Origin of the sequence: Kluyvera ascorbata ATCC 33433, from assembly GCF_000735365.1 — a bacterium.
Classification (GTDB): Bacteria; Pseudomonadota; Gammaproteobacteria; order Enterobacterales; family Enterobacteriaceae; genus Kluyvera; species Kluyvera ascorbata.
This window is the reverse complement of sequence record NZ_JMPL01000080.1, coordinates 1-20291: the sequence shown is the minus strand read 5'-3', so window position 1 is coordinate 20291 and position 20291 is coordinate 1. Positions and strand designations below refer to the sequence as shown.

The following is a 20291-nucleotide window of genomic DNA, read 5'->3' as shown; positions in this document are numbered from 1 at the left end:
GGCTCGTCGAGCAGCATAATCGACGTGTCCTGCGCCAGCACCATGGCTATCCACGCGCGCTGACGTTGGCCGCCGGAGAGCGTATCGACACTCTGGCTCGCCAGATTCATAATGCCGGTGGCCTGCATCGCCCGCTGTACCGCGTCCTCATCTTCTTGCCGCCAGCGGGTAAACAGCGGCTGGTGCGGGTAGCGCCCACGGGCAACCAGCTCCTGCACCGAAATATCACCCGGCGTCGTGGCGTTTTGCGCCAGCAGGCCGATGCGACGCGCTACCTCTTTGCTGGCGTAGCGCTGTATCTCTTCGCCATCGAGATACACGTGGCCGTGAACCGGTGTCATCAGGCGGCTGAGCGTGCGCAGCAGGGTTGATTTCCCGCAGCCATTGGGGCCGATAATGGCGGTGAAATGACCGTCAGGGATGGTGACGTTCAGCGACTCGGCGATGGTTTTTTTACCGTAGGCGAGGGTTAACGCCTCGCCGCGCAGGCGAGCGACGGTGTCGGTCATTTTTTACGAGACTCCTGAATAAGCAGCACGATGAGGTAGATACCGCCAAGGCTAACGGTGACCACGCCCACCTGAAGCTGGTAAGGCAAGAACAGCTGCTGGGCGCAGTAATCGGCGGCAGCCAGCAGCAGCGCGCCGCAGAGCGCTGCCTGAGTTAACCCCCAGCGCGCGGTGCCGCTCAAGCGGCGGGCGATATGGGGGGCGACCAGCGCAATAAAGGAAATGGGCCCAGCGAGTGCGGTCGCGGCGGCGGTTAGCACCACGGCGACCAGCATCAGCAGCAGGCGGGAATACTCAACGCGAACCCCCAGCGCACAGGCGCTGTCGTCGCCCATTTCTAACAGACGCAGACGGCGCACTAAGAGCGCCGAACAGGCGAGGGCAACGACCATCATCGGCGCGGCGGGCCAGATTTTGGCCCACGTCATGCCGTTGAGTGAACCTGCAAACCACAGCCCAGCGGAGACGGCGGTCTCAAGCGACGCGCGTAGCAGCAGCCAGGTGTTGAAGGCCATCAGCATCGCGCGGATGCCGATACCGATAATAATTAGCCGGAAGGTTTCAATGCCGTCGCGCCACGCCAGCGCCCAGACGATAAGCGAGGTAGCGATACCGCCCGCCATGGCGGCGAGGGTGATGGTGGTGAGGTTCTGGCCGAAGAAAACCAGCGCGACCAGAACGCCGCTCCATGCCCCGGTGTTAAAGCCCATTACGTCCGGGCTGCCCAGCGGGTTGCGCATCAGCGACTGGAAAATCGCGCCGCTGACGCCAAGCGCCGCGCCAATCAATAACGCCATCAGCACGCGGGGCAGACGCCACTCGGTAACAACCAGCGTGATGGCGCGCGGCGCATCACCGAACAGCGCAGCGAAGATTTGTGAAAATTCCAGCGTGACCGCGCCGCTGCGCAGGCTCAGCAGCGTGAGCAGCATGCACGCGGCAACCAGCAGCAGACAGCTTGCCACCAGACGACGAGAAGGGGCGTTCATCGGCCACCTCCGTTCGATTTACGACGAACGAGGAAAATCAGCACCGGCGCGCCGATAAAGGCGCTGACCACCGATACGCGCAGTTCGCCGGGCACCAGCAGGCGGCCAATAATATCGGCAAACAGCAGCAACGAAGGGGTGGCAAGTAGGGTAACCGGGAGCGACCAGCGGTGATCCGAACCGACCAGCCAGCGGGAAATATGCGGCATCATCAGGCCAATAAAGGCGATTGGGCCCACCACCGAAGTCGCGCTGGCGCACAGGATGGTGATCACCAGCAGACCCATGATTTGCGTACGCGCGACTTTACTGCCAAGTGCGGTCGCGGTGTCGGCACCGAGGCTCAGACTATTGAGCGAGCGGCTCATCATTAGCGCGACGGCACCGGCAACCAGCACCGGGATTAGCACCGTTTTTAGCGTTTGCAGGGTGCGAATATCCAGTGAACCGGCCTGCCAGAAGCGCAACTGATCGTAGACATCCTGATTGAGCAAGGCGATACCGCTGGAGAAACCTTCCAGTACGGCGGCGAGCGCCACGCCCGCCAGCGTCAGGCGCACCGGGCTTAGCTGGCCGCCGCCCTGGCTGCCGGTAAAGGCGACAATTAATGAGGCGACCAGCGCGCCGCAAAAGGCCATCGCTAGCTGTTCCTGCGGTGAGGTAATGCCGAGCAGCGCCGCACCCAACACGATAGCAAAGCTGGCTCCGGCGTTGACGCCCAGAATACCGGGGTCGGCGAGCGGGTTGCGGGTGAGGGTTTGCATCAGCGCGCCGGCAAGCCCCAGGGCACCACCGGCGAGCAGACCGGCCAGCGTTCGCGGCAGTCGGGCATCAAGCACGATGATGCAGTCGGCGCTCTGGCAGGTGCCGCTGAGCGCGTCGACGACGACGTGAACCGGGAGCGGTTTAGCACCAATCAATAAACTGAGCGTGGCGGCGAGAAACAGCAGTATCAACAATCCAGGCAGCGCAAGGGCGCGCAGCACCGGGGTGGAAAACGACATGGCGACATCCCTGATTTGATAATGATATTAATTATCGTTATCTATCTTATTCTCTTATGTTAGCATGAGCGCCCTCGGAAAGGGTAAGAAAAAACGTTCAAGGTTTTGTAATGAATCGACAATCCTGGCTGCTGAATCTGAGCCTGCTAAAAACGCATCCGGCCTTTCGCGCCGTCTTTATCGCTCGCTTTATCTCTATCCTCTCGCTTGGCCTGCTCGGCGTTGCGATACCCGTTCAAATCCAGATGATGACCCACTCCACCTGGCAGGTGGGACTCTCGGTCACGCTGACCGGCGGGGCGATGTTCGTCGGGCTGATGGTCGGCGGCGTGCTGGCTGACCGTTACGAGCGCCGCAAGCTGATTCTGCTGGCGCGCGGTACCTGCGGCGTAGGGTTTATCGGCCTGTGGCTGAACGCGATGCTGCCGGAGCCGTCGCTGGTGGCGATTTATCTGCTGGGGTTATGGGATGGTTTCTTCGCTTCGCTCGGCGTGACGGCGCTGCTGGCGGCAACGCCTGCGCTGGTTGGGCGTGAAAACCTGATGCAGGCGGGAGCGATCACCATGCTGACGGTGCGCCTGGGCTCGGTGATTTCGCCGATGGTCGGCGGCCTGTTGCTGGCCTCCGGCGGGGTCTCGTGGAACTACCTGCTGGCGGCGCTGGGCACCTTTATTACCACGTTAACGCTACTGCGTTTACCGCAGCTGCCACCGCCGCCGCAGCCGCGCGAACATCCGTTCACTTCGTTGGTGGCCGGGTTCCGCTTTCTGCTCAGTAGCCCGCTGATTGGCGGCATTGCGCTGCTGGGTGGGCTGGTGACGATGGCCAGCGCCGTTCGCGTACTTTACCCCGCGCTGGCGCAGGGCTGGCAGATGCCGGCGGCATCGATTGGCCTGCTGTATGCGGCAATTCCGCTAGGGGCGGCTTTCGGTGCGCTCACCAGCGGACGACTCGCGCAGAGCGAGCGTCCGGGCTGGGTCATGCTGCTGGCGACGGTCGGCGCGTTTGTGGCGATTGGGCTGTTTGCCATGATGCCGCACTGGGCGCTGGGGATGGTGTGTCTGGCGCTGTTTGGCTGGCTGAGCGCCATCAGTTCGCTGCTGCAATACACGTTGATTCAGACCCAGACGCCGGAAGCGATGCTCGGGCGTATTAACGGGCTGTGGACGGCGCAGAACGTGACCGGCGATGCCATCGGCGCGGCGCTGCTCGGCGGGCTGGGGGCGATGCTGACGCCGGTAGCCTCGGCAAGCGTGAGCGGCTGGGGGCTGGCGGTTGTTGGCGGGATTTTGCTGTTGGTGTTGGGCGAGCTGCGGCGGTTCCGGCGCGAGATCCCGGAGTCGGCGTAACCGCCTCGTCCGGGCTACACGTTTCAGTAGCCCGGCCAAGCGAAGCGTCGCCGGGACCGGGCTCGGGGCTTAACCAAACATCGCCGACAGCCGCGCTAACACCCGCGTCGCGCTGTAATAATCGAGGCGGAATGTCTCGGTGCCCAACGCATAAACGCGTTTCTCTTTCACCGCTGGCAGGTGCGCCAGCAGTGGGTTGGCGTAAATCGCGTCCACGTCTTTCTGGTCACCGGCGAACAGGAACAGGCTGTTGCCGTTCAGACCGGTTGCCAGATTTTCACCGCCAAGCTGGATGATGTCATGACGTTTCCCCTGGCTTTGGCTGGCGTGCAGGCCTTCCGGCAGGGTGGCGAGCGTAAAGCCGAGCTGGGAGAGGAATTGCCCCTGGGCTGACTCGCTGGTCCATAGGTTGGCGCTATGTGCGGCGGCGGTATAAACCAGCGCGCTTACCGGCTGCGGCGGTAATTTCATCTGCTGCTTCACCGTTGCCAACTGCTTATCAAACTCGGCAATACGCGCGGCGGCCTGTTTTTCCTGCCCGGTCATGGTGCCGAGCTCGGTCAGTAACGCCTGCCAGCTTTTATCGTCGTAGTTGACGATAAGCGTCGGGGCGATGGTGGAGAGCTGATCGTAGAGCGCCAGCGCGGAGTCGCCGCCGGTGGCGCTGATAAGAATCAGGTCTGGCATCTGCGCGGCCACGGCTTCGGCGCTCGGTTCACCGATATAGAGACGGGAGACCTTGCGCGCTTTCGCCACATCGCCCCATTGACGCAGGAAGCCCTGGGCATCCGCTACGCGGTTATTCGGCGTGGTGGCGCCGCTGGCAATCACCGGCGCGTCAATCGCCAGCAGGGAACCGGTCAGGGTCACGCTGGTGGAAACAATGCGCGTCGGCTTCTGTTCCAGCGTATGCACGCCGCGGCTATCGGTAATCTGACGCGGCCACTCGGCGGCCTGAGTTGAGGATATTCCTAAAACACTGAAACCGGCGATGAGCGCCACGGTACGCCATAAAGCGGAGAAGTTCACGGGTAAACGTCCTGATGGTTGTTAGTTAATGCTTCTCATTTTCAACTATTGTCGGCGATAGATGCAAGTCCTCTTGCCGTTGCCGGGAAGGGCAATATCAGGGGTACGAGGTGAGTATTAAGCACAAGATGCTGCTTCACGCTGTTGACATACGGGGCGTTAACTTTTAGGTTACTCAACCAAAATATAAATGATAATTATTCGTAATATCTTTATCGTTTTGGAGGATGATATGGAAACGTCACTTGCTGCGGATGAACAAGAACAACACCATCATGCTGCTGTCTCGGCTGATAACTTTTTCTTTATGTCGCCGTACCGCAGTTTTACCACCTCAGGCTGCTTCCAGCGCTTTACCTGCCCGGCTGAAGGCGGCGATGCGCCAGATAGCGCGTTCCAGCAGGGTTTAGCCTCGGCATTTGCTGAAGCAAAAGCCGCCGGGATTGCCAATCCGGTGATGGTTGGCGCCATCCCGTTCGATACCACGCAGCCTTCCGCGCTGTTTATTCCTGAACGCTGCGAGGCGTTTGTACGCACCGCAAAACAACACTCCTCTCGCTATCATGCTTCACGTGAACCGCTGAGCGTAGTGGCGCGCCAGGAGATCCCCGAAAGCCCGGTGTTCCTCGATATGGTGGCGCGTGCGGCAGAGCTGACCGCCACGCCTCAGGTCAACAAAGTGGTGCTTTCCCGCCTGATTGATATTGAAGCCGAGCAGGCCCTCGACAGCGGCGCGCTGCTGGAGCGTCTGGTGGCGCAAAACCCGGCGAGCTTTAACTTCCACGTCCCGCTACCGGACGGCGGCGTACTGCTTGGCGCGAGTCCGGAACTGCTGCTGCGCAAAGAGGGGGCGATGTTCCATTCGCTGCCGCTGGCGGGCTCCGCGCGCCGTCAGCCGGACGATATGCTGGATCGTGAAGCGGGCAACCGCCTGCTGGCCTCGGAAAAAGATCGTCATGAGCACGAGCTGGTGACCCAGTCGATGAAAAAGACGCTGGCGCCACGTAGCCTACAGCTCACGCTGCCGAGCACGCCGCAGCTGATCACCACGCCAACCCTGTGGCATCTCGCCACACCAATTGAAGGCCAGGCCAAAGCGGAAGAAAACGCGCTGACGCTCGCCTGCCTGCTGCACCCAACGCCTGCGCTGAGCGGTTTCCCGCACGAAGCGGCGAAGCAGCTGATTGCTGAACTGGAGCCGTTCGAGCGCGATCTGTTCGGCGGTATTGTCGGTTGGTGTGACGCCGAAGGTAACGGCGAGTGGGTGGTGACTATCCGCTGCGCGCGCGTCAAAGCCAATAGCGTCCGCCTGTTTGCCGGAGCGGGCATTGTGCCTGCGTCATCGCCGGAGTCCGAATGGCGTGAAACCGGCGTCAAACTTTCGACCATGCTGAATGTTTTCGGCCTGCATTAAGGAACCAGAATGACCGTGGAATTTACCCGCTGGCCGGACGCGCTGGCGGCGCGCTACCGCGAAAAAGGCTACTGGCAGGATCTGCCGCTGACCGAAATACTGACCCGCCACGCGGATAGCGACGCGATTGCGGTGATTGATGGCGACCATCAGATTAGCTATCGCCAGTTGAATCACTATGTTGATAACCTGGCGGCCTCGTTGCAGCACAAAGGCCTTAAGCGTGGCGAAACCGCGCTGGTGCAGTTGGGCAACATCGCCGAGTTTTACATTACGCTGTTTGCGCTGCTGAAAATCGGCGTTGCGCCGGTGAACGCGCTGTTCAGCCATCAGCGCAGCGAGCTGAACGCCTACGCTGAGCAAATAGCCCCGGCAGCGCTGATTGCCGACCGTTCGCATACGCTGTTTGGTGACGATAGTTTCCTCAACGCTTTTTGCGAACAGCATCGCTCATTGCGCATGGTGCTGCTGCGTAAAGGTGAGGGAGAACACGCGCTGGAGGCGGCGATTGCGCGCCCGGCGGCCGACTTTACCCCAACGCCGACCGCCGCTGACGAAGTGGCCTTTTTTCAGCTTTCCGGCGGCAGTACCGGCACGCCGAAGCTTATCCCCCGCACCCATAACGACTATTACTACAGCATTCGCCGCAGTAATGAGATTTGCCGCTTTGATGCGCAGACGCGCTATCTGTGCGCGATCCCGTCGGCGCATAACTACGCCATGAGCTCGCCTGGCGCGCTGGGCGTTTTCCTGGCGCAAGGTACGGTGGTGCTGGCGGCGGACCCGAGCGCGACGCTTTGCTTCCCGCTGATTGAAAAGCATCAGGTCAACGTGGCGGCGCTGGTGCCGCCTGCCGTCAGCCTTTGGTTGCAGGCGATTAACGAGTGGGGCAGCAACGCCCAGCTACGTTCGCTGACGCTGTTACAGGTGGGCGGTGCGCGCCTTTCTGCGACGTTGGCGGGGCGCATTCCGGCGGAGATTGGCTGCCAGTTGCAGCAGGTCTTCGGCATGGCGGAAGGGCTGGTGAACTACACCCGTCTGGACGATTCAGAGGAGAAGATCCTCAACACCCAGGGTTACCCGATGTGTCCGGACGACGAAGTGTGGGTGGCGGATGCTGACGGTAACCCGCTGCCGCGCGGTGAGGTTGGCCGCCTGATGACACGTGGCCCGTATACCTTCCGCGGCTATTACAAAAGCCCGCAGCACAACGCCAGCGCCTTTGATGCCGACGGTTTTTACTGCTCGGGCGATCTTATCTCCATCGACGAGGACGGTTACATCACCGTCGAAGGGCGCGAGAAAGATCAGATTAACCGCGGCGGCGAGAAGATTGCCGCTGAAGAGATTGAGAACCTGCTGCTGCGTCATGACGCGGTGGTCTACGCGGCGCTGGTCAGCATGGAAGACAGCCTGCTCGGCGAGAAAAGCTGCGCGTATCTGGTGGTGAAATCGCCGTTGCGCGCCGTTGCCGTCCGCCGTTTCCTGCGCGAGCAGGGGGTGGCCGAATTTAAACTGCCTGACCGCGTCGAGTGCGTAGATGAACTGCCGCTGACCCACGTCGGTAAAGTCGATAAAAAACAATTACGTCAGTGGCTGGCGAGCCGCTCGCAGGGCTGAAGGAGAGAACAACATGGCGATTCCAAAATTACAGGGCTACGCGCTGCCAACCGCGCTGGATCTTCCCGAAAACAAGGTTAACTGGGCGTTTGAACCGTCGCGCGCCGCGCTGCTTATCCACGATATGCAGGAGTATTTCCTCAACTTCTGGGGCGACGATAGCGAAATGATGGAGACCGTGGTGGCGAATATTGCTGCGCTGCGCGACTTCTGCAAGAAAAATGGCATTCCGGTGTACTACACCGCGCAGCCGAAAGAGCAGAGCGATGAAGACCGCGCGCTGCTGAACGATATGTGGGGGCCGGGGCTGACCCGCTCGCCGGAGCAACAGCGAGTGATTGCCGCGCTGGCACCTGATACTCAGGATACCGTGCTGGTGAAGTGGCGCTACAGCGCTTTCCACCGCTCGCCGCTGGAGCAGATGCTGAAAGAGACCGGCCGTAATCAGCTGATTATCACCGGCGTGTATGCGCACATTGGCTGCATGACCACCGCCACCGATGCGTTTATGCGCGACATTAAACCGTTCTTTGTGGCGGACGCGCTGGCGGACTTTAGCCGCGATGAGCACCTGATGTCGCTGAAATACGTTGCCGGTCGTAGCGGCCGCGTGGTGATGACCGATGAGCTGCTGCCGTCTGTCCCAACCAGTAAAGAGGCACTGCGTGCGCTGGTGCTGCCGTTGCTGGATGAGTCCGACGAGCCGCTCGACGATGATAATCTGATTGATTACGGTCTCGACTCCGTGCGTATGATGGCGCTGGCCGCCCGCTGGCGTAAAGTGCACGGCGATATCGACTTCGTGATGCTGGCAAAAAATCCAAGCATCGACGCCTGGTGGGCGCTGCTCTCCCGCGAGGTGAAATAATGGCCGGGTTCGATTTTAACGGTCAGACCGTGTGGGTGACCGGGGCTGGGAAAGGTATTGGTCACGCTACCGCGCTGGCGTTTGTGGACGCGGGCGCGAAGGTGACGGGTTTCGACCTGGCGTTCAACGGCGAGCATTATCCGTTCGCCACCGAAGTGCTGAATGTGGCTGATGCTCAGCAGGTGGCGCAGGTGTGCGAGCGCCTGCTCGCCACCACCGAACGGCTGGATGTGCTGGTCAACGCAGCCGGGATTCTGCGCATGGGCGCCACGGACGCATTAAGCCTGGACGACTGGCAGCAGACCTTTGCGGTCAACGTCGGCGGCGCATTTAACCTTTTCCAGCAGACGATGGCACAGTTCCGTCGTCAGCAGGGCGGGGCGATAGTCACCGTGGCGTCAGATGCGGCGCATACGCCGCGTATCGGCATGAGCGCGTATGGTGCGTCGAAGGCGGCGCTGAAAAGCCTGGCGTTGACCGTCGGGCTGGAGCTTTCCAGCGCGGGCGTGCGTTGTAATATCGTTTCGCCGGGCTCGACCGATACCGATATGCAGCGGGTGCTGTGGGTCAGCGACGATGCTGAACAGCAGCGTATTCGTGGTTTTGGCGAGCAGTTCAAACTCGGCATTCCGCTTGGCAAAATCGCGCGTCCGCAGGAAATTGCCAATACCATTTTGTTCCTCGCGTCGAACTGCGCCAGCCACATCACGTTGCAGGATATCGTGGTGGACGGCGGCTCAACGCTGGGAGCGTAGGATGATCTGGAAACGTCATTTAACCCTCGATGAACTGAACGCCACCAGTGATAACACCATGGTGGCGCATCTGGGGATTGTTTATACCCATATCGGCGACGACAGCCTGGAAGCGGTGATGCCGGTGGACAGCCGCACCCATCAGCCTTTTGGCCTGTTGCACGGTGGCGCGTCGGCGGCGCTGGCGGAGACGCTGGGCTCAATGGCGGGTTTTTTGATGACCCGTGAGGGACAGTGCGTGGTGGGTACCGAGCTTAACGCGTCGCACCATCGTCCGGTTTCTCAGGGACAGGTGCGAGCGGTGTGTCAGCCGTTGCATCTGGGGCGTCAGAGCCAGAGCTGGGAAATTGTCGTTTTTGACGAGCAGGGGCGGCGCTGCTGTACCTGCCGGTTAGGGACGGCGGTGCTCGGTTAGGGTTTCGTGCCCGATCCCGGCGGCGCTTCGCTTGGCTACCACTGAATTGTAGCCCGGCCAAGCGAAGCGCCGCCGGGTTTGTCTCAATTTTTCTCACCACCTCTCATCCGTTTTTCTGACTTAAGTGATCCCGTTAACAATGTGATGTAAATGTCGGGTGCTGTTCCTGTTCATATTCGTTTCAAGGTTGTTAAATCAAGTGTGCTTGCATGGACACAAAATGTAACATCCTCTGCTACTGATACGGACAATAACTATGAACAATTCAGGGAAATACCTTATATGGGCGTTACTCTCCATTGTCGGAGCGTTTGCCCTGGGCTACATCGCCCTTAACCGTGGTGAACAGATCAACGCGCTGTGGATAGTCGTGGCGTCGGTCTGCGTTTATCTCATCGCCTATCGTTTTTACGGCCTCTATATTGCGAAAAAGGTGTTGCAGGTTGACCCGACGCGCATGACGCCTGCCGTGCGTCATAACGACGGCCTCGACTATGTGCCGACGGACAAAAAGGTGCTGTTTGGTCACCACTTTGCGGCAATTGCCGGGGCGGGCCCGCTGGTGGGGCCGGTGCTGGCGGCGCAAATGGGCTATCTGCCTGGTATGCTCTGGCTGTTAGCCGGGGTGGTGCTGGCCGGTGCGGTACAGGACTTTATGGTGCTGTTCGTCTCTACCCGTCGTGATGGCCGCTCGCTGGGCGAGTTGGTGAAAGAGGAGATGGGGCCGGTTGCTGGCGTAATTGCGCTGGTGGCGACCTTTATGATCATGGTGATCATTCTGGCCGTACTGGCGATGATCGTGGTGAAAGCGCTGACCCACAGCCCGTGGGGAACCTATACCGTTGCCTTTACCATTCCGCTGGCGCTGTTTATGGGGATTTACATTCGCTATCTGCGTCCGGGACGCATTGGCGAAGTGTCGGTTATTGGCCTGGTGCTGCTGGTGTTTGCCATTATTTCCGGCGGTTGGGTGGCGGCAAGCGAAACCTGGGCGCCGTGGTTTGACTATACCGGCGTACAGCTGACCTGGATGCTGGTGGGCTACGGCTTTGTGGCTTCTGTTCTGCCAGTATGGCTGCTGTTGGCACCGCGCGACTATCTTTCTACCTTCCTGAAAATCGGGACTATCGTCGGGCTGGCGATTGGTATTCTGATTATGCGCCCGACGCTGACCATGCCAGCGCTGACCAAATTTATTGATGGCACTGGCCCGGTCTGGACCGGCGACCTGTTCCCATTCCTGTTTATTACCATCGCCTGCGGCGCGGTTTCTGGCTTCCACGCGCTGATTGCCTCCGGCACTACGCCGAAGATGCTGGCGAACGAAAACCAGGCCTGCTTTATCGGCTACGGCGGTATGCTGATGGAATCCTTCGTCGCCATTATGGCGCTGGTTTCCGCCTGTATTATCGACCCGGGCGTGTACTTTGCGATGAATAGCCCAATGGCGATGCTGGCACCGGCCGGTACCGTCGATGTGGTAGCCTCTGCGGCGCAGGTAGTCAGTAGCTGGGGCTTTGCGGTGACGCCGGACCTGCTGCATCAGATTGCCAACGAAGTGGGTGAACAGTCGATTATCTCGCGAGCGGGCGGTGCGCCGACGCTGGCTGTGGGGATGGCCTATATCCTTCACGGGGCGCTGGGTGGCCTGATGGACGTGTCGTTCTGGTACCACTTCGCCATTCTGTTTGAGGCGCTGTTTATTCTGACGGCGGTGGATGCCGGTACCCGTGCGGCGCGCTTTATGCTGCAGGACCTGCTGGGTGTTATCAATCCAGGGCTTAAACGTACCGATTCTCTGCCGGCTAACCTGCTGGCGACGGCGCTTTGCGTGCTGGCCTGGGGCTACTTCCTGCATCAAGGGGTGGTTGACCCGCTGGGCGGCATTAACACGCTGTGGCCGCTGTTCGGGATTGCTAACCAGATGCTGGCAGGTATGGCGCTGATGCTCTGTGCGGTGGTACTGTTCAAAATGAAACGTCAGCGCTACGCGTGGGTTGCGCTGGTGCCAACGTCCTGGCTGCTGGTGTGTACGCTGGTGGCGGGCTGGCAGAAATCGTTCAGCGAAGATACCCGCGTGGGCTTCCTGGCGATTGCCAACAAGTTCCAGGCGATGATCGACAGCGGTAATATTCCGCCGCAGTACACCGAGTCGCAGCTGGCGCAGCTGGTGTTTAACAACCGTCTTGATGCCGGTCTGACCATTTTCTTTATGGTGGTGGTTGTGGTGCTGGCGCTGTTCTCACTCAAAACCGCGCTGGCGGCGCTGAAAGAGGACAAACCGACGGCCAAAGAGACCCCGTACGAGCCGATGCCGGCGGATGCTGAGAATCTGGTGGCGCAGGCGAGACGCGCGCATTAATGTCTTTACGTGCTGTTTGATGATGTTGTAGCCCGGCCGAGCGCAGCGACGCCGGGTTTACCCAAAGGACAAAAACGATGTTTGATACTCTCTCGAAAGCCGGAAAATACCTCGGTCAGGCGGCCAAAATGATGATAGGCGTGCCGGACTACGACAACTACGTCGAGCATATGCGCATCACGCATCCTGACCAGACGCCAATGACCTATGAGGAGTTTTTCCGCGACCGCCAGGACGCACGATACGGCGGAAAGGGCGGCGCGAAGTGCTGTTAATGTTTTATTTAGACATCTAAACGTCTCGATTGCCAAACGCGTTCGCCGTGTTATATTGATGTTAATTTTGGCATCACGAGCGGCAGGCGCAGAATGACGAATAAGCAACTTATCCCACAAAGCAAGTTACCTAACCTCGGTACCACCATTTTCACCCAGATGAGCGCGCTGGCGCAGCAGCACCAGGCGATTAACCTCTCACAGGGATTTCCCGATTTTGATGGCCCATCTTATCTTCAGGCGCGTCTGGCGCACCATGTTGCCGCAGGCGCGAACCAGTATGCGCCGATGACCGGCGTGCTGGCGCTGCGTGAAGCGATTGCCGAGAAAACGCTCGCGCTATACGGTCACTCGCCGGATGTGAATAGCGACATTACGGTCACCGCCGGGGCGACCGAAGCGCTGTACGCCGCGATTACGGCGCTGGTGCGTAACGGTGATGAGGTTATTTGTTTCGACCCAAGTTATGACAGCTATGCCCCCGCGGTCGAACTTTCCGGCGGCATCGTCAAGCGTATCGCGTTACAGCCACCGCATTTCCGCGTCGACTGGCAGGAATTTGCCGACACGCTTAGCGATAACACCCGGCTGGTTATCCTTAACACCCCGCATAACCCTTCGGCAACCGTCTGGCAGGCGGCAGATTTCGATGCGCTATGGCAGGCGATTGCCGGGCGGGAAATCTACGTGCTCAGCGATGAAGTGTATGAACATATTTGCTTTAGCGAAGCCGGACACGCCAGCGTGCTGGCGCATCCGCAGCTTCGCGAGCGGGCGGTGGCGGTTTCATCGTTTGGTAAAACCTATCATATGACCGGCTGGAAGGTAGGGTACTGCGTCGCACCCGCGCCGATAAGCGCCGAGCTGCGTAAGGTGCATCAATATCTGACCTTTGCCGTTAATACCCCAGCACAGCTGGCACTGGCGGATATGCTGCGCGCTGAACCTGAACACTACCGGCAGTTGCCCGATTTTTATCGGGCGCGCCGTGACTTGTTTATTGATGCACTCAGCCAGAGCCGACTGAAGCTGTTGCCGTGCGAAGGAACCTATTTCCTGCTGGTCGATTACAGCGCGATTTCTGACCTTGATGATGTCAGTTTTTGCCAGTGGCTGACCACCGAAGTGGGCGTCGCGGCGATCCCGCTGTCGGTCTTCTGCGCGGCGCCGTTCCCGTATAAGCTGATTCGTCTGTGCTTTGCCAAGCAGGAAGCGACGCTGCTGGCCGCCGCCGAGCGTCTGCGCAAGCTGTAGCTATTTAACCGTCCAGGCCTGTGAGTACTGGCGATTACCAAACAGTTCGCACAGGCCGTTAATCTGCTTAAGACGCAGAATTTCATCGGCATCCATGCCCAGTTCCTGACCGATTTTCTCATCTTCCCAGCCGAGCTGGCTTAGCTCGCGCACGATGTCGGACATCGCGCCTATCTGATGGCGACCGCGTGCACGGTTGTGGCGAATGGTAGCCGCCATCCGGGATGGCTGCGAGCGATCGCTCTTCTCTAGCTGTGTAACCGGTAGATAACCGTGAAAGCGTTTTTTCAGTGATGCTTTTGATTGCGATAGCAGATGGCGGTGGAAACCATCGACAATTTCATAGGCGTTACTACTTTTTTCAATCACCACAATAGGTTGAGTAAAACCGTCGGCTTCAAGTGATTTGGTCAGCAACCGTTTTTCCGGCGGCGCCATATTGTTGGGGTTGTAGTTATTCGGTGAAACCTGCTCTTCTTTCACCCACAATACGCAGTCAATTGGCTGGTCGCGAAATGGGCTCTCCTCATGCAATGCTTGTCGAAACTGGTTAATTGCTTCGATTTTTTCATCATCCGTTAAGGTCTTTAGATAGCCTTGCAGTTGGGCAATCAGTCTTTGTTGCATAGTAACCCCCATTGTTGACGCTTCTGTCCCATGCGCGTGCGATACCGTTGATAGTGGCTGGCTTTTGTTGGGCTGAAAGAGAGCATCCGGCACCAGTAATCATTGTTTAATAAGACTTTGCAGATTCGTCGCCATGATGGAATGTCTTTAGCGCCGAGGTCTTTCTCCTGGCTATCCGGGATATCTTCCCATCCCTGTTTTTGATACCAGTGAAGATAGACGGCTATTTTGTTGCGATAGTGCTCGGCGGTGGCTTCCGGCATGCTGTACAGCAGGAAATGAGCGTAGCTGCGCCAGCTGTAATTCTCCGGTTTTTCGATTTTGCGATGGCCGTAGAACTGATTATCCTGACCGGCATAAATACCGCCGCTGTGCGCGCCGCTAACCCGCTGGCACATGGCGGCCCAGCGTTCAGGCTCGAGGACGTGATAGAGCCACAATCCCTGGCGCTGCTCCGGCCCAAAAGGCTCGCAGATACGCATGTAGCGCAGCGGCACACCCGCCTGATACATCAGGTCATAGAGCGGGTTGTAGGGCTGCTTACTTTTGGCAAACCAGGTCCAGATATCCGCCGTTTTCCAGTCATAGATCGGGTAGACGTACCAGGCATGATTGCCCGGCGCGACGGTAGTCCAGGGCTTATCATCGGCAAAACGGCGTTTGCGCTGCGAGGCGATGGTCAAGAAGCGGTTGTAAGATTCGTCGGCACGAATCCCAACCATCACGGCGGCTGGACGCTGCTGTGAAAACCAATCGGCAAACTTCTGCACAAATAGTTCGAAGGACATACCCTGTTCATAAAAAGGGAAAAAGTCGGGGTCGGTAATCGCATCTTCAGGAGGCTGTCTGACCCATTTGGCGCCTGGCTCCCAGCACTGCCACTCGGGATCAAATTGGGTCAGTGAGTTTTGGGTTGTCAGCGGTAGCGCAACCCAATAAAAAGTCTCAATGACGTCACTATAGCGCTCGCGTAATTTCTGACAGTGGGTGATGGTATAGGAAAATTGAGCTTCCCAATCTATAAACAGCACGCTGAATTTCTTGCCATTCTGGCGGGCCTGTTCTGCCGCTAAATGTAGCATTACCGTTGAATCTTTTCCGCCGGAAAAAGAAATGCAAACGCGGGGTAAGTTATTCAACGTCCAGTTTATTCGTTCCCGACCAGCCTCCAGCACGGAGAGGGGTAAGGGGAGTTTTGTGATTGACATAAATCAGCAATCCTTTATGGCGATGATGTCTAAAAAGATGCTGGTTATAGTACGCTATTATGAGGAGTAATAAATAAGATAATACATTCTCTTGGGGTATGTTTCGCACTTTAAATATCGGCCTCATGAATTAATTTGTGATGCTTAACTTTGTTCATAATACCTGAAAAAAAAGGTGAGCTCAGCGATGCACGGCTATAAACCATGTATATGGTAAACGTAGGAAGCGGTGAAAGTCCTGATATCTCTTTTAGATTAAGCGTGTCTTTCAATACTTCGTACATAAGTTTTGGTACAAAACCTACCAAATCACTCTGATGGACTATATTGAAAATGGTCATCAGGGAGGATGAGGTAAAAGCAATATCCCTTTCAGCTAAGCCCGCGATATTATTGACCGTTCGAAATTCCTTGACCTGCTGTTCATGGGTTTGAAATAGCGCAAACCGTTCCTTTACAAGGTCTTGTGGTGTAGCAGTATTATCCAAACGAGGGTGATCTTTACGGCATACCAGCACGACAGGACAATCCCAAAACGGTACGCTTACCAGTGCTCGATTGTGGCATGCCTCCATGGTGAACACTACGTCAGCTTTGCGATAGTTCATAATATCTTCAATGCTATCCGTTTCCGCTGCCGTATCATGATAAACCACCTCAAGATTGGGATCTTCAAGCAGGATGTCCATAAAGCGGGTCATCTTTGGCGAGGCATGAAATTGTGGGCCGTAAACGACAAAACGTTTTTTGAGATTGCTTTTTCCCGTAATGTTAATTGTCTGTTCAATACTGTTCAGGTTTTCCGTCAAATGCAGATGCAAATTTACCGCCACGGTAGTGGGGGATATCCCTTTACCTGAACGCACAAATAAAGGATCATTTAATTGCACGCGCAGTCGTTGTAACGATTGGCTTACTGCAGATGGGGTGATAAATAAGGTTTCTGCAGCTTTGCTGATGCTCAGATTTTGATAGATGCACTCAAAAATAACGAGCAGGTTGAGATCGAATCTCTTGAGATTATAGAGGTTGGCCATTGTTATTCCTTATGTTGAATGAAGCTGTCTTTTGCTCCATCCGTCACAATCCATGTGTTCGAAAAACTACAATGTGGTTAAACTATTTCTAAATATATATCATAGAACTAAGTTTATCCACTGCTAATTAAAGTAAGCTTATTATTCTAAATTTAAATATAATTTATGTAACAAATGCTTTGTTTCAATATAATATGGCTTTTGTCATATTCAATCCTCAATATAACGATATGCAAAATATAATTGTCCTCTATGTAAAATATCTGGGTATTAAGTTGACGATTTGACAACCTACACATTTCACCCACTTCACCGCGACATGTTCGTGGGCACCTCAATCGCGCTATAACGATGGTGGTAAAGAAGGCTTTTTCATGGAAAAGCAATGTAAAATCAGTGGGTAATCTGCAATAAACGGCGTAGCCTATCACAGCCATAGAGAAGATCGACGGCAGGTTGATTGCCCTTTGCGGATCCGGGTGATGTAATCAAGACGCTGTTAACACCTTTGTTTAAGGTGATAGAGAGCGCAACAACATGCCAGCGCTGCTGGCGCTGAATTCACCTGCTGGGAATTCAGGTAACAGGGCCGCCGTGTTGCGGCCTTTTTACTTTTGAGGATGAGCGAATCGTGCGCACTCTCAACATGGGTTCACAAAGCTGTCTTGTTCCGGTTGTTAGATAACGCTTATTGATTTGATAATGTAAACGCATTGGTCGAATCAGGAAAAAGTCGTTAACTTAGACCTCAACGAAAACACGGAGGAAGTACTCGATGTCTTTAATTAATACTAAAATCAAACCTTTCAAAAACCAGGCGTTCAAAAACGGTGAATTCGTAGAAGTTACTGAGAAAGATACCGAAGGTCGCTGGAGCGTCTTCTTCTTCTACCCGGCTGACTTCACCTTCGTATGCCCAACCGAACTGGGCGACGTAGCAGACCATTACGAAGAACTGCAGAAACTGGGCGTGGACGTGTACTCCGTATCTACCGATACCCACTTCACCCACAAAGCATGGCACAGCAGCTCTGACACCATCGCGAAAATCAAATACGCGATGATCGGTGACCCGACTGGCGCCCTGACCCGTAACTTCGACAACATGCGTGAAGATGAAGGCCTGGCTGACCGTGCCACCTTCGTTGTTGACCCACAGGGTATCATCCAGGCTATCGAAGTTACCGCTGAAGGTATCGGCCGTGACGCATCTGACCTGCTGCGTAAAATCAAAGCGGCTCAGTATGTTGCTTCCCACCCAGGCGAAGTTTGCCCGGCTAAATGGAAAGAAGGCGAAGCCACTCTGGCTCCATCTCTGGACCTGGTCGGCAAAATCTAAGTCGTCTGCTCGATGGCACGGCACTGGCCTACAGTATGTAGGCCGGATAAACGAAGTGCCATCCGGTATCCCACAGGCGCACCTCTGCGCCTGTTTTATTCCAGCATCATGATGCAAGTTGCTTACACGCAGCTCGTATCTGGCCGCTTGCATGATGATGTTTTAAGCCCAGGAGATAAAAATGCTCGACACCAACATGAAAACCCAGCTCAAGGCTTATCTTGAGAAGCTGACCAAACCTGTTGAGCTGATTGCCACGCTGGATGACAGCGCTAAATCGGCAGAGATCAAGGAACTGTTGGCTGAAATCGCTGAACTGTCAGACAAAGTCACCTTTAAAGAAGACAACACGCTCGCGGTACGTAAGCCATCGTTCCTGATTACTAATCCAGGTTCCCAACAGGGTCCACGCTTTGCAGGTTCCCCGCTGGGCCACGAGTTCACCTCGCTGGTGCTGGCGCTGCTGTGGACCGGCGGCCATCCGTCGAAAGAAGCGCAGTCTCTGCTGGAACAGATCCGCGATATCGACGGCGATTTTGAGTTTGAAACTTACTACTCGCTCTCTTGCCACAACTGCCCTGACGTGGTGCAGGCGCTGAACCTGATGGCGGTACTGAATCCGCGCATCAAACATACGGCGATTGACGGCGGGACCTACCAGAACGAAATCACCGATCGTAACGTCATGGGCGTTCCGGCGGTGTTTATGAACGGTCAGGAATTTGGTCAGGGTCGTATGACGCTGGCAGAAATCGTTGCCAAAGTAGATACCGGCGCGGAAAAACGTGCAGCGGAAGAGCTGAACAAACGTGATGCTTATGATGTGCTGATTGTCGGCTCCGGCCCGTCCGGCGCAGCGGCAGCGGTTTACTCTGCGCGTAAAGGTATCCGTACTGGTCTGATGGGCGAACGTTTTGGCGGCCAGGTGTTGGATACCGTCGATATTGAAAACTATATCTCGGTGCCAAAAACCGAAGGTCAGAAGCTGGCTGGCGCATTGAAGGCGCACGTGAGCGAGTACGACGTGGACGTGATTGACTCCCAGAGCGCGTCTAAATTGATTCCTGCCGCGGTTGAAGGCGGCCTGCATCAGATTGAAACTGCTTCTGGCGCGGTGCTGAAAGCACGCAGCATTATCATTGCGACCGGTGCAAAATGGCGTAACATGAACGTTCCGGGTGAAGATCAGTATCGCACCAAAGGTGTGACCTACTGCCCACACTGTGACGGCCCGCTGTTTAAAGGCAAACGCGTGGCGGTGATCGGCGGCGGTAACTCCGGCGTGGAAGCGGCTATCGATCTGGCCGGTGTTGTTGAACACGTGACTCTGCTTGAGTTTGCGCCAGAAATGAAGGCTGACCAGGTGCTGCAGGATAAAGTGCGCAGCCTGAAAAACGTCGACATTATTCTGAACGCGCAGACCACTGAAGTGAAAGGCGACGGCAGCAAGGTGACCGGACTGCAGTATCGTGACCGTGTGACCGGCGATGAGCATCACGTTGCGCTGGCGGGTATCTTTGTCCAGATTGGTCTGCTGCCAAACACCAATTGGCTCGAAGGCACCATTGAGCGCAATCGCATGGGCGAAATCATTATTGATGCGAAATGCGAAACTAACGTGAAGGGCGTATTCGCCGCGGGCGACTGCACCACCGTGCCGTACAAACAGATTATTATCGCCACTGGCGAAGGTGCGAAGGCGTCACTGAGTTCATTTGACTACCTGATTCGTACCAAAACTGCATAAAAAAGAAGACAATGCCTGCAATGTCAAAGGCCACCGAAAGGTGGCCTTTTTTTATACGTTAGCTATTTCCCGGCGGTACTTCGCCTGGCCTGGCTACATTATCTGACGACTAAAACGGGGATGTGCGCGTGGCGGATAACGCTTGAGGCGTTAGAGCCAAGAAGGTGCGTGCTGATAGACGGGTTACGTGAACCAATGACGACCATATCGGCATTCAGCTCTTCCGCCAGCTCATTGACCGCATCGCGAACGCTACCGAGACGAACGTGAAGCTTAATGCGGGAAGGATCAATAGAGAAATGGCTCACCATCGTGGTCAAGCGGCTTTCGGCTTCTTTCTGTAAATGCTCTTCAAAGCGTCGTAGATCGGCGGCAAAACGGCTCATGGTGTAGCTTGCCGATGCGGGCAACACGTGCAGCAGATGGATAATCCCCTCCTGCTGAGCTAAAAATTCAGCGTGACGAACGGCTTTATCACTCAATTCCATCT

At 56.5% G+C, this 20291-nt stretch carries 19 protein-coding genes; 11 read left to right on the top strand and 8 right to left on the bottom strand.

Annotated features, from left to right (window positions below; translation table 11 throughout):
• From GKAS_RS16675 to fepD, 3 genes are all read right to left on the bottom strand, one after another.
• The coding region (locus tag GKAS_RS16675; protein WP_035895899.1) for an ATP-binding cassette domain-containing protein at positions 1–509 on the bottom strand (509 nt) is incomplete at its 3' end.
• Positions 506–1498 (bottom strand): iron-enterobactin ABC transporter permease, encoded by a 993-nt coding sequence (gene fepG / locus GKAS_RS16670; protein ID WP_035895897.1) that lies wholly within the window; start codon positions 1496–1498, stop codon positions 506–508. The genes GKAS_RS16675 and fepG, both read right to left, overlap by 4 nt.
• Positions 1495–2502, bottom strand: coding sequence for a Fe(3+)-siderophore ABC transporter permease (gene fepD / locus GKAS_RS16665; protein ID WP_035895895.1), 1008 nt, complete (start codon positions 2500–2502; stop codon positions 1495–1497). The genes fepG and fepD overlap by 4 nt, the downstream gene beginning before the upstream one ends.
• A 110-nt stretch (positions 2503–2612) precedes the next feature.
• Between fepD and entS the strand changes: the two genes are divergently transcribed.
• Positions 2613–3851, top strand: a complete 1239-nt coding sequence (gene entS / locus GKAS_RS16660) for an enterobactin transporter EntS (protein WP_035895893.1) — start codon at positions 2613–2615, stop codon at positions 3849–3851.
• Between the two features lie 69 nt (positions 3852–3920).
• Here entS and fepB read toward each other — a convergent pair whose 3' ends face one another.
• Positions 3921–4880 (bottom strand): Fe2+-enterobactin ABC transporter substrate-binding protein, encoded by a 960-nt coding sequence (fepB, locus tag GKAS_RS16655; protein ID WP_035895892.1) that lies wholly within the window; start codon positions 4878–4880, stop codon positions 3921–3923.
• Positions 4881–5112: 232 nt separating this feature from the next.
• On the opposite strand from fepB, the gene entC reads away from it, so the two are divergent.
• The 8 genes from entC (at position 5113) to GKAS_RS16615 (ending at position 13843) form a co-directional block, all read left to right on the top strand.
• Entirely contained in the window at positions 5113–6294 is a 1182-nt protein-coding gene (gene entC, locus GKAS_RS16650; RefSeq protein ID WP_035895902.1) for an isochorismate synthase EntC, read from the top strand.
• 9 nt (positions 6295–6303) lie between these two features.
• Positions 6304–7914: a (2,3-dihydroxybenzoyl)adenylate synthase EntE gene (gene entE / locus GKAS_RS16645; RefSeq protein WP_035895891.1), complete on the top strand. Its 1611-nt coding sequence runs from the start codon at positions 6304–6306 to the stop codon at positions 7912–7914.
• A 13-nt stretch (positions 7915–7927) separates the two neighbouring features.
• Positions 7928–8782 (top strand): isochorismatase, encoded by an 855-nt coding sequence (locus GKAS_RS16640; RefSeq protein ID WP_035895890.1) that lies wholly within the window; start codon positions 7928–7930, stop codon positions 8780–8782.
• Positions 8782–9537, top strand: coding sequence for a 2,3-dihydro-2,3-dihydroxybenzoate dehydrogenase EntA (gene entA, locus GKAS_RS16635; RefSeq protein WP_035895888.1), 756 nt, complete (start codon positions 8782–8784; stop codon positions 9535–9537). The genes GKAS_RS16640 and entA overlap by 1 nt, the downstream gene beginning before the upstream one ends.
• A 1-nt stretch (position 9538) precedes the next feature.
• Positions 9539–9952, top strand: a complete 414-nt coding sequence (gene entH, locus GKAS_RS16630; RefSeq protein ID WP_035895886.1) for a proofreading thioesterase EntH — start codon at positions 9539–9541, stop codon at positions 9950–9952.
• Between the two features lie 256 nt (positions 9953–10208).
• On the top strand, positions 10209–12314 hold the full coding sequence (cstA, locus tag GKAS_RS16625) for a pyruvate/proton symporter CstA (protein ID WP_035895885.1): 2106 nt from the start codon (positions 10209–10211) through the stop codon (positions 12312–12314).
• A 77-nt stretch (positions 12315–12391) separates the two neighbouring features.
• Entirely contained in the window at positions 12392–12589 is a 198-nt protein-coding gene (locus GKAS_RS16620) for a YbdD/YjiX family protein (RefSeq protein WP_035895883.1), read from the top strand.
• A gap of 93 nt (positions 12590–12682) precedes the next feature.
• On the top strand, positions 12683–13843 hold the full coding sequence (locus tag GKAS_RS16615) for a pyridoxal phosphate-dependent aminotransferase (protein ID WP_035895881.1): 1161 nt from the start codon (positions 12683–12685) through the stop codon (positions 13841–13843).
• Here GKAS_RS16615 and GKAS_RS16610 read toward each other — a convergent pair whose 3' ends face one another.
• From GKAS_RS16610 to citR, 3 genes are all read right to left on the bottom strand, one after another.
• Positions 13844–14470 carry an IbrB-like domain-containing protein gene (locus GKAS_RS16610; protein WP_035895879.1) on the bottom strand — a complete coding sequence of 209 codons (627 nt, stop codon included), beginning with the start codon at positions 14468–14470 and terminating at the stop codon, positions 13844–13846.
• Positions 14455–15678 carry a phosphoadenosine phosphosulfate reductase gene (locus tag GKAS_RS16605; RefSeq protein ID WP_035895877.1) on the bottom strand — a complete coding sequence of 408 codons (1224 nt, stop codon included), beginning with the start codon at positions 15676–15678 and terminating at the stop codon, positions 14455–14457. The genes GKAS_RS16610 and GKAS_RS16605 overlap by 16 nt, the downstream gene beginning before the upstream one ends.
• A gap of 110 nt (positions 15679–15788) precedes the next feature.
• Positions 15789–16715 (bottom strand): DNA-binding transcriptional repressor CitR, encoded by a 927-nt coding sequence (gene citR, locus GKAS_RS16600; protein WP_035895875.1) that lies wholly within the window; start codon positions 16713–16715, stop codon positions 15789–15791.
• Positions 16716–17490: 775 nt separating this feature from the next.
• Here citR and ahpC point away from each other — a divergent pair.
• Positions 17491–18054: an alkyl hydroperoxide reductase subunit C gene (ahpC, locus tag GKAS_RS16595; protein ID WP_035895873.1), complete on the top strand. Its 564-nt coding sequence runs from the start codon at positions 17491–17493 to the stop codon at positions 18052–18054.
• A gap of 181 nt (positions 18055–18235) precedes the next feature.
• Positions 18236–19801 carry an alkyl hydroperoxide reductase subunit F gene (gene ahpF / locus GKAS_RS16590; protein WP_035895871.1) on the top strand — a complete coding sequence of 522 codons (1566 nt, stop codon included), beginning with the start codon at positions 18236–18238 and terminating at the stop codon, positions 19799–19801.
• Positions 19802–19899: 98 nt separating this feature from the next.
• Here ahpF and uspG read toward each other — a convergent pair whose 3' ends face one another.
• Positions 19900–20289 carry a universal stress protein UspG gene (uspG, locus tag GKAS_RS16585; RefSeq protein WP_035895870.1) on the bottom strand — a complete coding sequence of 130 codons (390 nt, stop codon included), beginning with the start codon at positions 20287–20289 and terminating at the stop codon, positions 19900–19902.
• Positions 20290–20291: the final 2 nt, after the last annotated feature.